Annotated in this window: 10 protein-coding genes and 1 pseudogene; all 11 read right to left on the reverse strand. The window is 70.4% G+C overall.

Annotation, left to right across the window (positions count from 1 at the left end; translation table 11 throughout):
* A pseudogene (locus AB0F18_RS11865) lies at positions 1 to 424 on the reverse strand (hypothetical protein); the annotation flags it as partial.
* Positions 425 to 632: 208 nt separating this feature from the next.
* Entirely contained in the window at positions 633 to 1,013 is a 381-nt protein-coding gene (locus AB0F18_RS11870; RefSeq protein WP_362057995.1) for a DUF6113 family protein, read from the reverse strand.
* Positions 1,010 to 1,915, reverse strand: coding sequence for an N-acetyl-1-D-myo-inositol-2-amino-2-deoxy-alpha-D-glucopyranoside deacetylase (gene mshB, locus AB0F18_RS11875; protein ID WP_362057998.1), 906 nt, complete (start codon positions 1,913 to 1,915; stop codon positions 1,010 to 1,012). Before mshB ends, AB0F18_RS11870 begins: the two co-directional genes overlap by 4 nt.
* A 21-nt stretch (positions 1,916 to 1,936) precedes the next feature.
* Entirely contained in the window at positions 1,937 to 2,131 is a 195-nt protein-coding gene (locus AB0F18_RS11880) for a hypothetical protein (protein WP_007266329.1), read from the reverse strand.
* 418 nt (positions 2,132 to 2,549) lie between these two features.
* Positions 2,550 to 3,611 carry a dipeptide ABC transporter ATP-binding protein gene (locus AB0F18_RS11885; protein ID WP_362058001.1) on the reverse strand — a complete coding sequence of 354 codons (1,062 nt, stop codon included), beginning with the start codon at positions 3,609 to 3,611 and terminating at the stop codon, positions 2,550 to 2,552.
* Positions 3,604 to 4,578 (reverse strand): ABC transporter ATP-binding protein, encoded by a 975-nt coding sequence (locus AB0F18_RS11890; RefSeq protein ID WP_362058004.1) that lies wholly within the window; start codon positions 4,576 to 4,578, stop codon positions 3,604 to 3,606. Before AB0F18_RS11890 ends, AB0F18_RS11885 begins: the two co-directional genes overlap by 8 nt.
* A 13-nt stretch (positions 4,579 to 4,591) precedes the next feature.
* Positions 4,592 to 5,593 carry an ABC transporter permease gene (locus tag AB0F18_RS11895; RefSeq protein ID WP_362058007.1) on the reverse strand — a complete coding sequence of 334 codons (1,002 nt, stop codon included), beginning with the start codon at positions 5,591 to 5,593 and terminating at the stop codon, positions 4,592 to 4,594.
* Complete coding sequence (locus AB0F18_RS11900) at positions 5,586 to 6,509, reverse strand: ABC transporter permease (RefSeq protein WP_362058010.1); 924 nt, start codon at positions 6,507 to 6,509, stop codon at positions 5,586 to 5,588. The genes AB0F18_RS11895 and AB0F18_RS11900 overlap by 8 nt, the downstream gene beginning before the upstream one ends.
* 34 nt (positions 6,510 to 6,543) lie before the next feature.
* Positions 6,544 to 8,178, reverse strand: a complete 1,635-nt coding sequence (locus AB0F18_RS11905; RefSeq protein ID WP_362058013.1) for an ABC transporter substrate-binding protein — start codon at positions 8,176 to 8,178, stop codon at positions 6,544 to 6,546.
* A gap of 106 nt (positions 8,179 to 8,284) precedes the next feature.
* Positions 8,285 to 9,229, reverse strand: coding sequence for a GNAT family N-acetyltransferase (locus tag AB0F18_RS11910; protein ID WP_362058016.1), 945 nt, complete (start codon positions 9,227 to 9,229; stop codon positions 8,285 to 8,287).
* A 72-nt stretch (positions 9,230 to 9,301) separates the two neighbouring features.
* Positions 9,302 to 10,924: an ABC transporter substrate-binding protein gene (locus AB0F18_RS11915; RefSeq protein WP_362058019.1), complete on the reverse strand. Its 1,623-nt coding sequence runs from the start codon at positions 10,922 to 10,924 to the stop codon at positions 9,302 to 9,304.
* Positions 10,925 to 10,991: the final 67 nt, after the last annotated feature.

Below are 10,991 nucleotides of genomic sequence, written 5' to 3' on the forward strand. Positions count from 1 at the left end.
GGGCGGCCGGGGCCTGCGGGGCCGGGGCGGGCGTCCGGTCGGTGGACCGCGCGGGCAGGGCGGCGCGCACCGGGGCCGGGCCGCGCGGGGACTCGGCCTGCTCCGGCTCGGCAGAGCCGGAGGAGGCCTCCGGGGAGGCGTCCTTCACCGGCTTGCGGACGACCACGGGCGGGATCGGCCGCGAGCCCGGGATGTTGATCCGGATCCGGGTCGTCAGGGTGGTTTCGGTCTTCGGCCCGTCGGTGTCGGGCGTGGACGGGTTCGAAGTCACAGGATTCTCCTCCGGGGCGGTCGCGGCGCCAGGCCGAGGCGGCAGGGACGTGGGCGCGGACTGGCCGGTTCCATACGGCGGCGTACCCGAGGGGTAGGCGGCTCCACCGTGCCCTTGGGGCCCGGGGGACGAACTGTCAGTTTCACGACTCAAGGCAGGTTCTCCCGGTTGGCTCCGCCGCCCGTCATACCTTGCGCGGGCGGCTCGGCGGCCCGTCCACCATACTGGCCGCCGCCCGCACGCAACTGTCCCCGGGGAATGAAAGGTTCCTCTTACGCTTCCGCAAGGCCTCCACCGAGGGCCCGTCAAACCCCCGCAACCCGGTCCCGATCGGGGGCCGCCGGAGTCCGGCGGCCCGTCATCAGCCCGTTTTCGCGGCCGAAACCGGCGGTTCCACGGGTCCGCGCATCGTGGCGCAGATCACAGCGACCGCGCTTCCCCCCAAAAGGTATGCGTACATGCCCATTCCGGAGGAACCGAGCAGGAAGTCCCCTTCGGGGCGCGGGACACCGAGAAGGACGTACGAGAGGAACCAGCCGGCCGCCGCGACGCCCACGCCGAGGCCTCCGCCGAGGGCGACCCGGGCCCCGAGGAAGAGCCCGAGGAGGGCCAGTACGGCGAGCAGCAGCCCGGCGGGGAACCAGAGGTCGACGACGAGCCAGCCGGCCAGGCCGGTGGCCGTGCCCGCGACCAGCAGGCCCAGCAGGGCGGCGATCCGGCCCGCGGTCAGCGGCGTGGTCACGCCTCCACCCCCGCGAAGAGGTCCCGCTCCCGCTCGCCCGCCGGGGCCCCGGACCGGCCGACGGCCAACTCGTAGTACTCGCGGGCGAACAGCGGCTGTGCCAGGTCGTTCGAGAGGGCGAAGAAGGGCCCGTCCACGGCGATCTGGGTGGCGTGGGCCCGCATGGCGGCCGCCTTGGCGTCCACCAGGGTCCGCTCGCCCTCCGCGTCGCCGATCTCGGCGGTGATCCGTTCGTCGGGGACCACGCCCGGTACGTCGGCCGCGGTCGCGAGGCCGGGGAAGGCCAGCGCGGCGCCCGCCTCGCGCAGCCGTGCGAAGCCCTCCTCGACGGCGGACAGCGGGACGCGGTTCCAGTAGACCTTCGCGATGGCGTGCGGGGCGCCGAGCTCCGGGCGGTACGCGGGGTCGGCGGCCAGCTCGGCGCCGCGCATGGCGACGCGGTGGGCCTGGATGTGGTCGGGGTGGCCGTAGCCGCCGTCCGGGTCGTAGGTGACGAGGACCTGCGGGCGCAGCTCGCGGATGACCTCGACGAGGTGGCCGGCGGCCTCGTCCACGCCGGTGGACCAGAAGGCGCCGGGGCGGGCGTTCTGCGGGGCGCCCATCATCCCGGAGTCCCGGAAGCGGCCGGTGCCGCCGAGGAAGCGGTGGTCGGCGACCCCGAGCTCCTTCATGGCGGCGGCGAGCTCGCCGACCCGGAAGGGGCCGAGGGTGTCGTCGCGGTCCGGCGCGAGGTGGGCCAGCTCGGGCGGGATGACCTCGCCCTCCTCGCCGAGGGTGCAGGTCACCAACGCGACATGGGCGCCCTCGGCCGCGTACTTGGCCATGGTGACGCCGTTGTTGATCGACTCGTCGTCCGGGTGCGCGTGCACGAGCAGCAGACGACGGGCGGGAAGACCGTTCATGGGGCCAGCCTACGAGCAGACCTACAGCTTGAGGCCACTGATCATGCTCGCCACGTTCGAGGTGAGCTGGCTGAGGGTGGGCGCGACCGTCGAACTCGCCAGGTAGAACCCGAGCAGTACGCAGACGAACGCGTGCCCCGCCTTCAGTCCCGACTTCCGGACCAGAAGGAAGACGACGATCGCCAGCAGCACCACGGCCGAGATCGATAGTGCCACGGCGTTTCACCTCCACGTCGAGCGGACATCGGTACGCGTACTCGTGCTCGGCGAAGTCATACCCACCGTGCGCTACGGATCATAACTATCCGTACCAGCGCATCGGTCGAATTCCGGCAGCACGAGGGGCGCATCCCGCGCACGCCCGGGGGCGCGGGAAGGCGGCCGGAGGGGCCGTGCGCCTCCCCGGCCGGCCGCCGGCGCCCGTGCGGCCGTATCCGGTCCGGCCGGCCGGGCCCTGAACTCGGGGCAGAATCGGTCAAGTCGCCCCCACGGCGGGCGCATTGGGGTTCGTGGCGGAGGGCCTGCCCGCCATATGCGGGGTGGCTGGAAATCATCGTTCCCCGGGACCCGTTCCCACGTCCTGAAACGTTCGAACAGCCGCCGCCCGACCCCCTCCCCCGGCCCGCCGCGCGCCCTATTTCTCCGTCAGCGGGGCGGGCGGCGGCGGGAGTTCTCCCGGGGCGGGGACCACCTGCCGCTCCGCCGCGAAGTGGCAGGCCGACGGGTGGGCCGCCGGGCCCGTGGGGAAGGCGGGCGGCACGGTCAGCAGCGGCACTTCCGTGGCACAGCGGGATTCGGCCTTCCAGCAGCGGGTGCGGAAGGGGCAGCCCGAGGGCGGGTTGGCCGGAGAGGGTACGTCGCCGGAGAGCAGGATCCGGTCCCGGTGGGCGCGGGCCTCCGGGTCGGGCACCGGGACGGCGGAGAGCAGGGCCTGGGTGTAGGGGTGGGTGGGGTGGTCGTAGATCTGGGTGTCGGTGCCGGTCTCGACGATCCGGCCCAGGTACATGACCCCGACCCGGTCGGAGATGTGGCGGACGATCGAGAGGTCGTGCGCGATGAACACGTAGGCGAGGCCGAACTCCGCCTGGAGGCGCGCGAGGAGGTTGACGACCTGGGCCTGGACGGAGACGTCGAGGGCGGAGACGGGCTCGTCCGCGACGATGACCTCCGGCTGGAGGGCGAGGCCGCGGGCGATGCCGATGCGCTGGCGCTGACCGCCGGAGAACTGGTGCGGGTAGCGGTTGACGTACTCCGGGTTCAGGCCGACCACGTCCAGGAGCTCCTGGACCTTGCGCCGCCGGTCGCCCTTGGGAGCCACCTCGGGGTGGATCTCGTACGGCTCGCCGATGATGTCGCCGACCGTCATGCGCGGGTTCAGCGAGGTGTACGGGTCCTGGAACACCATCTGGATGTTGCGCCGCACGGCCTTGAGGGCCTTGCCCGACAGCTTCGTGATGTCCTCGCCCTTGTACCAGATCGACCCGGCGGTCGGGCGTTCCAGGTGGACCAGCATCTTGGCGACGGTGGACTTCCCGCAGCCGGACTCGCCGACGATGCCGAGGGTCTCGCCGGCCGCGAGGTCGAAGGAGACCCCGTCGACGGCCTTGACCGCGCCGATCTGCCTCTTGAAGAGGATGCCCTGGGTGAGCGGGTAGTGCTTGACGAGGTCGCGGACCTCCAGGACGGCCTCAGGCACCGAGGCACTCCTTCCAGAAGAAGCAGGCGCTGGCCCGGTCGGGGCCGGCCTCGGCGAGCGGCGGGACCTCGCTGCGGCACACGGCCCGCGCCATCGGGCAGCGCGGGTTGAAGGCGCAGCCGGGCGGGATGGCCAGCAGGTTCGGGGGGAGGCCCTTGATGGCGTAGAGCTCCTGACCCTTCTGGTCGAGGCGCGGGATCGAGTCGAGCAGGCCCCGGGTGTAGGGGTGGGCGGGCGCCTTGTAGATGGCGTGGACGGGGGCGGCCTCGACGATCCGGCCCGCGTACATGACGGCGATCTTGTCCGCGACGTCGGCGACCACGCCGAGGTCGTGGGTGATCAGGATCAGGCCCATGTTGAGCTCCCGCTGGAGCTCGGCGAGCAGGTCCATGACCTGGGCCTGGACGGTGACGTCGAGGGCGGTGGTGGGTTCGTCGGCGATGATCAGGGAGGGTTCCAGGGCCAGCGCCATGGCGATCATGATGCGCTGGCGCATGCCGCCGGAGAACTGGTGCGGGTAGTCCCCCACGCGCTGGCGGGCGGCCGGGATCTTCACCCGGTCCATCAGCTCGACGGCCTTGGCGCGGGCGTCCTTTCGGGACATCCCGCGGTGGACCTCGTACATTTCGCCGAGCTGGGCGCCGACGCTGAGCACGGGGTTGAGGGAGGACAGGGCGTCCTGGAAGATCATCGCCATGTCGGCGCCGCGGATCCTCCTGCGCTCCTCCTCCTTCATCTTCAGCAGGTCCTTGCCCTTGAAGAGGATCTGGCCGCCCGCGATCCGGCCGGGCGGCACGTCGAGGATCCCCATCACGGCCTGGGCCGTCACCGATTTGCCGGAGCCGGACTCGCCGAGCACGGCGAGCGTCTCGCCCTCGGCCACCGAGTAGTTCACCCCGTTGACGGCCTTGGCGACCCCGTCGCGGGTGGTGAACTCCACGTGCAGGTCGCGGACTTCGAGCAGCATCCGGGGCTCCTCCTCAGCGCAGCTTGGGGTCGAGGGCGTCGCGCACCGCGTCGCCGAGCATGATGAAGGCGAGCACCGTCAGGCTCAGGGCTCCCGCCGGCCAGAGCAGCATGTGCGGGGCGTTGCGGATCTGGGAGGCGGCGTTGGAGATGTCGATGCCCCAGGAGACGGTGGGCGGGCGCAGGCCCACGCCGAGGAAGGACAGGGTGGCCTCCAGGGCGATGTAGGTGCCCAGCGCGATGGTGGCGACGACGATGACGGGGGCGACGGCGTTGGGGGCGACGTGCCGCAGCAGCATGCGGGCGTTGCCGGCGCCGAGGGCCCGGGCGGCCTGGACGTAGTCGTTCTGTTTGACGGTGATCACCGAGCCGCGGGCGATGCGGGCGAGCTGCGGCCAGCCGAGGAGCACGATGAAGCCGACCACCGGCCACACGGTGGTGCTGGTGACCACGGACAGGAAGACGAGCCCGCCGAGGACGACCGGGATCCCGAAGAAGATGTCCGCGACCCGGGAGAGCAGGGCGTCGCCCCAGCCTCCGAAGAAGCCGGCGAGCCCGCCGAGCGCGGAGCCCAGCAGGGCGGCGCCCAGAGTGGCGCAGATGCCGACGGTGATGGAGGCGCGGGCTCCGTAGACGGTGCGGGTGTAGACGTCGCAGCCCTGGGTGTCGTACCCGAAGGGGTGTCCGGGGGCGGGGCCCTGCTGGGACTTGGACAGCTCGCAGTGGAGCGGGTCGCCGCTCGCGATGAGCTGGGGCCAGACGGCGATGACGACGAGGAAGAGGATGAGCAGGGCGGAGACGATGAAGACGGGGTTGCGGCGCAGCTGGTGCCAGGCGTCGGACCACAGGGAGCGGGCCCTTTCGCGGGGTCCGGAGGAGCCGGGGGCGAGGGGTTTCTCCAGGCTTTCGGCCTCCTCCAGTGCGAGGTCCATGGCACCTCCCTGCCCGGTCGGGGCGATCGCCTCGTTCTGGCCCGGCCCCAGGGGGTCGTAGGGCTGCGGCTCGGGTTCAGGCATAGCGGATCCTCGGGTCCAGGACCGCGTAGAGCAGGTCGACGAGCAGGTTCGCCACCAGGAAGACGATGACGAGGATGGTCACGAAGCCCACGACGGTGGGCGAGTTGCCGCGCAGGATGCCCTGGTAGAGCTGGTAGCCGACGCCCTTGATGTTGAAGATCCGCTCGGTGATGATGGCCCCGCCCATCAGCGCGCCGATGTCGGTCCCGATGAAGGTGACGACCGGGATGAGGGAGTTGCGCAGCAGGTGGCGGGTGATGACCCGGTGGCGCGGCAGTCCCTTGGCGACGGCGGTGCGGACGTAGTCGGCCTTGACGTTCTCGGCGATGGAGGTCCGCGAGAGCCGGGTGACGTACGCGAGGGAGACCAGGGCGAGGACGATGCCGGGCAGGATCAGCTCGTCGAAGGGGGCGTCGGAGGAGACGGTGGGGCGGATCCAGCCCCATTTCACTCCGAAGAGGAACTGGAGCACGTAGCCGGTGACGAAGGTGGGCACGGAGATGACGACGAGGGTGGCCACCAGCAGGGTGGTGTCGATGGCCTTGCCCCGGCGCAGTCCGCTGACCACGCCCAGGGTGATGCCGACGAGGATCTCGATGAGGATCGCCATGCAGGTCAGGCGGAGGGTGACCGGGAAGGCGGTGCCCATCAGCTCGGTGACCTTCTGCCCGTTGAAGGCCGTGCCGAAGTCGCCCTTGAAGATCTGGCCCATGTAGTGGACGTACTGCTCCCACAGGGGGCGGTCGAGGTAGAGGTCCTTGCGGATGCGCGCGACGGTGGCGGGGTCGGGGGCCTTGTCCCCGAAGAGGGCCGCCACCGGGTCGCCGAGGGCGTAGACCATGAAGAAGATCAGGAAGGTGCTGCCGATGAACACGGGGATCATCTGGAGCAGTCGCCGGATCACATAACGTCCCATGGAGGCTCCAGGGTGTCGGGCGTGCCGGCCGGGGTCAGCTGACCTTGATCTCGTTGTAGACGGGGACGCTGAACTGGTTCAGGGCGACGTCGGAGATCCGCTCGGAGTGGCCGGCGCTGCCGTTCTGGTACCAGAGGGGGATGGCCGGCATCTGCTCGGCGAGGATCTTCTCGGCGTCCTGGAACTTGGCGACGGCCTTGGCGGTGTCGCTCTCCTGGTTGGCCTCGTCGACGAGCTTGTCGAAGTCCGGGCTGCTGAACTTGCCGTAGTTGGAGGAGGCGCCGGTGTAGTACAGCGGCTGGAGGAAGTTCTGGATGAGCGGGTAGTCGGCCTGCCAGCCGGAGCGGAAGGGGCCGGTGAGCTTGAAGGAGCTCTGCTGGTTGCGGAAGTCGGCGAAGGTGCCGATGGGGTTGACGGTGCAGACGGGGCCTTCACCCAGGGCGTTGTTGACGCTGTTGCAGACGGCTTCCATCCAGTCGCGGTGCGAGCCGGTGTCCACGTTCGAGGTGAGGGTCATCTTCCCGCCGGGCAGGCCGCCGGCCTCCTGGATGAGCTTCTTGGCCTCGGTGGGGTTGAACGTGCAGGCGGCGCCGCAGAGCGTGGACTTGAAGCCGCCCTTGTCGCCGAGGGCGGGCGAGGTCCAGTCCTTGGCCGGGGTGCGGGTCTCGCGGAAGATCTGCTCGGTGATCTCGTCGCGGTTGATCGCCATGGAGATGCCGCGGCGGACCTTCTCCATGCCCTCCTTGCCCCACTGGGGGTCGTACAGGGGGAAGGTGAGGGTCTGGACGATGAGGGCCGGCTGGTTGATGTACCGGTCGCCGAGGTCGTTCTTGACGTTCTTCAGCTGCTGCGCCGGGACGTCGTCGACGAGGTCGAGGTTGCCGGAGATCAGGTCCGTGTAGGCGGTGTTGTTGTCGGTGTAGACCCTGAGGTCCACGCCGCCGTTCTGCGCCTTGTCCTCGCCGGGGTAGCCCTCCCACTTGCGCAGCTTCATGCCGGTGCCCTTGGTGTACGAGTCCACCGTGTACGGGCCGTTGCCGACGGGCTTGTCCAGCCAGCCGGAGTGGTCGGTGAAGAAGGCCTTGGGCAGCGGGGAGAAGGCCTGGTAGCCGAGGGTCTCGGGCCAGGTGGAGAACTTGGACTTCAGGGCGACGGTGAAGGTCTTGGCGTCCTTGACCACCAGCCCGGACATGGTCTTGGCCTTGGGTTCACCGGAGGCGGGGTGCACGTCGTCGTAGCCGACGATGCTGGCGAAGAAGGTGGCGTTGTTCTGCTTGTTGCGCACGTCGGCCGCGTAGTTCCAGGCGTCGACGAAGGACTGGGCGGTGACCGGCTCGTCGTTGCTGAACTTCCAGCCGTCCTTCAGGGTGATGGTGAAGTTCTGGCTGTCGGTGGTCTCGAACTTCTCGGCGACCATGTTCCTGGCCTCGCCGGTCTTGGCGTCGTAGCGCTTGAGGCCCCGGAAGAGCATGTCGAGGACCTTGCCGCCCTGCACCTCGTTGGTGTTGGCCGGCTCCAGCGGGTTCTGCGGGTCCCCCCAGGAGGAGCTGACGATCCCTGCCGCGCCGCCACCGCCCCCGCCGCTGTCGCTCCCGCCGCCGCAGGCCGTCGCCGCGAGGGCGACGGCCACCGCACATGCGGCCCACTGGGCGTGGGTGGCTCCGCGCATGGACTGCCTCCTAGGGGTCCCAAGACTCACTTAGGGGCAATGTCACCCTATGTGCGGCTCCACGCACTGACGGTTGGCCCGATTGCACCCTCGCGTCCCCCGCCTGTCACCCCTGGGGGTGCAAAGGCAGCTCCCAGGTGTCGACGGCGTAGTGCGGGGCCATGCCGTTCGCCTCGTAGAGGGCCAGGGCTCCGCTCTCGTTGACGGTGTCCACGCTCAGGCCCACGGTGTCCCGGCCGCGGGCGGCGTAGGACGCGAAGGCGTGGCGCAGCAGGAAGCCGCCGATGCCCCGGCCGCGCAGGTCCGCGCGGACGCCGATGTGGCTGAGCCAGCCCATGCTGGTGTGGTCGTCGCGGGAGACGAGGACGGCCACGTCGCCCTGGTGCGGCAGGCTCGCGATCCACACCAGCGACCAGTCGAGGCGGCGTCCGTCGACGTGGTCGAGCCAGGCCTCGTAGTCGCGCCCGGCGTGCCCGAAGTGGGCGGCGAAGGTCTGCTCGACGAGGGCGTGGGCCCGGCGGCGGTCGGCCTCGTCGGCGGCGCAGTCGCGCAGGGCCAGGCCGGCGGGCGGGACGGGGGGCAGGTCGGCGGCCGGGCTGAGGGTGCGGGTCATCACCTGGTGGCGGCGCACGCTGCGGTAGCCGCGCCCGGTGAGGAGGGAGAGGTCGAGGGTGGGTTCGGCGTCGAGCCGGATCCGCAGCCGGGCGGCGGGCCCGGTGCCGTGGGCGAGCTCGCGGGCCCGGGTCTCCATCAGCCGCAGCAGCCGCAGGGCGGCTTCGCCCTGGCCGGGCAGGACGTAGTGGTCGCCGTCGATCCGGCCCGGTCCGGAGTCGGCCCACACCAGGGCGTAGCCGACGAGGCGGCCGCCGCGGAAGGCGAGCCAGGAGTCGGCGGCCAGGTCCACGCCGGGGTGGTTGAGGTCGGCCTCGACGCTGCCCAGGTCGGTCTCGGGTCTGCCGATCTCGATGACGTCGACGGCGTTGAGCAGTGCGCAGATGTCCAGGGCGTCGCCGGGACCGGCCGGGCGGACGGTCAGCGTGTCGGTGGTCATCCGCCCACTGTCGGCGGCGGCCGCGCGCGCCCGCAACCGGCTTTCGCCGCGGGGCGCGCGCCTGCGCCCGGTCTAGCTGCGCTCGACCTTGGCCAGGTCCATCCGGCCCTGGGCGTCGACCTCGACGTCCGTGACGGACTTGGAGTAGGCCGCGGCGGACATGTAGGTGAAGACGGGGATGTACGGGAGGTCCCGGATGACGATGTCGTCGGCCTTCTGGTAGAGCTTGAGGCTCGTCGCCGGGTCGGTCGCCCGGTCGGCCGCGGAGAGGGCCGCCTCGAACTCCTCGCTCTTGTAGCGCCCGTGGTTGGAGCCGTTGGCGATGGCTTCCTTGGAGAAGATCGGGCGCAGGTAGTCCTCGGCCGCCGGGTAGTCCATGGCCCAGCCCATGCGGAAGGCGCCCTCGAACTTGTGGCCCTTCACCTCGTCCAGCAGGGCGCCGGAGGTGGGGTAGGGCTTGACGCTGGTCTCGATGCCGAGGTTCGCCTTCAGCTGGGCTGCGACGGCCTCGATCCACTGCTTGTGGCCGCCGCCGTCGTCGCTGTAGCCGAGTTCCAGCTTGTTGCCGGGGATGCCGCCGGCCTGCTGGAACAGGGACTTCGCCTTGATCGGGTTGTACGTGCCGGCCTCGCCCAGGGCGCCCTTGCGGTAGCCGGGGACGATCGGGCTGATGAAGTCGTCGGCGGGCTTGCGGGTGCCGTTGAAGATGGTCTTGGCGATGGCGTCCCGGTCGATGGCCATCGAGATCGCCTTGCGGACCTCGGGCCGGCCGAAGGCCTCGGGGTTGGACTCCAGCGGGAGTCCGAGGTAGCCGACGGTGGATTCCGGCTTGTAGATGTAGCGGTCGCCGAACTCCTCGGAGATGTTGGCGAGCGCGGAGACCGGCAGCCGGTCGACGATCTGGAGCTGGTTCTTGCGCAGGTCGGTGTAGGCGGCGTCCAGATCCTTGTAGATCTTGAAGGTCACGCCGTCGAGCTTGGCGCGGCCGTCGACCGGGTACTTGTCGTACCGCTTGATCTTGATCTGCTTGTCGTGCTCCCAGGTGCCGTCCATGCGGAACGGGCCGTTTCCGACCGGCGCCTCCGCGAAGCCCTTCGGGTCGGCCTCGAAGGCCTGGGGCAGCGGGTAGAAGGCGCTGTAGCCCAGCATGGTCCTGAACTGGGAGAAGGGCGCCTTCAGCGTGACGGTGAAGGTCTTGCTGTCGATGATCCGCAGGCCCTTGAGCTCCTTGGCCGAGGGGGTGCGGCCCTTGCCCGGAGCCAGCTCGTCGGAGCCCTCGATCTTCGAGAAGAAGCCCATCGTGGCGGCGTTGTTCTCCTGGTTGGCGCCCCAGTTCCACGCCCGGACGAAGGACTGCGCGTCGACCTTCTCGCCGTTGTGGAAGGTGTAGCCGTCCTTGAGCTTGATCGTCCAGGTCTTCGAGTCCGTGCTCTCTATGGACTCGGCGACGGCGAGCTTGGGCTCGCTGGTCCTGGTGTCGTACGTGACCAGGCCGGTGAAGAGCGCGTGGAGGACCTCGTCCCCCTCGGACTCGGCGGTGTCCTGACCCACCAGGCCATGCTGCGGCTCGCCGAGCAGCACATTGATGTGCCCGCCGGTCTTGCCGGCCTTCGGGTCCTCGGGGCCGCAGGCCGTGGCGGCCAGCGCCACGACGAGGGCACCGGCGACCCACTTGGCGCTCGTTGCTCCGCGCATGGGTAATTGCCTCCTGGGAGTCACTGTCGCTTCGTGCGGGATCGCGTGACCCGTTCAGGCGAGCTCG

Origin of the sequence: Streptomyces sp. NPDC029216 (assembly GCF_040648015.1) — a bacterium.
GTDB lineage: Bacteria > Actinomycetota > Actinomycetes > Streptomycetales > Streptomycetaceae > Streptomyces.